This window comes from Pseudomonas sp. JV245A (assembly GCF_032424515.1).
In the GTDB taxonomy this organism is placed as follows: Bacteria; Pseudomonadota; Gammaproteobacteria; order Pseudomonadales; family Pseudomonadaceae; genus Aquipseudomonas; species Aquipseudomonas protegens.
This window is the reverse complement of the sequence record NZ_VYKE01000407.1, coordinates 1-1111: the sequence shown is the minus strand read 5'-3', so window position 1 is coordinate 1111 and position 1111 is coordinate 1. Positions and strand designations below refer to the sequence as shown.

Here is a 1111-nt window from a genome sequence, read left to right as displayed (position 1 = left end):
CCAGCGCCTGCTCCAGGCCGAGCACAGCCCCGGCAGCCTGCTGCTGATCAGCGACGGCGCCGACACCTCGCAATTGGCGGCGATCAAACAGCAACTGGCCGACAGCCCCTTGCAGGTACTGATCCTCGCGGCCGGCAGCAGCGACGGCGGGATCATCCGCGACGCCAACGGCCAGCCGCTCACCGACAGTGACGGCCGCCCGCAACTGGGGCGTTTCGACAGCGCCGCGCTCAAGCAACTGGCCGCCGCCAGCGACGCGCCCCTGGGCAGCCTGACCCTGAATGACGACGACCTGGACTGGGTGCAGTTGCATGCCCAGCAGCATTTCACCGCGGCCAGCGCCCCCGACCGGCAACTGCAATGGAAAGACGCCGGCTACTGGCTGTGCTGGCCACTGCTGCTGTTGGCGTTCTGCAGCGTGCGCCGCGGCTGGAGCCTGAACTGGCTGGGTGCCCTGCTGCTGGGCCTGGGCTTGAGCCTGCAAGCGCCGACGGCCCGGGCCAATACCTTGGCCGACGCCTTCTTCAGCGCCGACCAGCAAGGCCGCTGGGCCTTCGAACACGGCCACTACCCGGCCGCCGCCGCGCTGTTCACCGACCCCTACTGGAAAGGCATCGCGGCTTATAAAGCGGCGGACTTCGATCTGGCCCTGGCCAGCTTCGCCCGCCTGGACAGCGCCGCGGCGTATTTCTACCTGGGCAATATCCATGTGCGGCGCTTCAAGTTCGACGAGGCCATCGCCGCCTATCAGCAAGCCCTGAAGTTGCAGCCCCGGTTTGCCGAGGCCCGCGCCAACCTGGCCCTGGCCCAGGCGCTGAAAAAAGACACCGAGAGCGCGCAGCAGAACGCCCCCGAGGTCAAGCCCGATGCCATCAAGTTCGACAAGCCTGCGGGCAAGGGCCAGAGCAAGAAGGTCGAGACCCAGCAGGCCGTCAGCGACGAGCTTTGGCTGCAGAACCTCAGCACCTCCCCGGCGGCGTTCCTGCGGCAGAAGTTCAGCCTGCAGGACCTCGACAACACCACGCCGCAGGTGACGCCATGAACCCTGTAGCGCTGAGAGGTCTGTGGGCAGTGGCGCTTGGGCTGATGCTCTGGGGCTGGCAGGCGCTGG

The 1111-nt window shown here is 67.6% G+C and carries 1 protein-coding gene; it reads left to right on the top strand.

Annotation, left to right across the window (positions count from 1 at the left end):
- Nucleotides 1–1042 (top strand): tetratricopeptide repeat protein (locus F6S12_RS32050; RefSeq protein ID WP_315869898.1); only part of this gene is annotated, 1042 nt, incomplete at its 5' end.
- Between the last annotated feature and the right edge of the window lie 69 nt (nucleotides 1043–1111).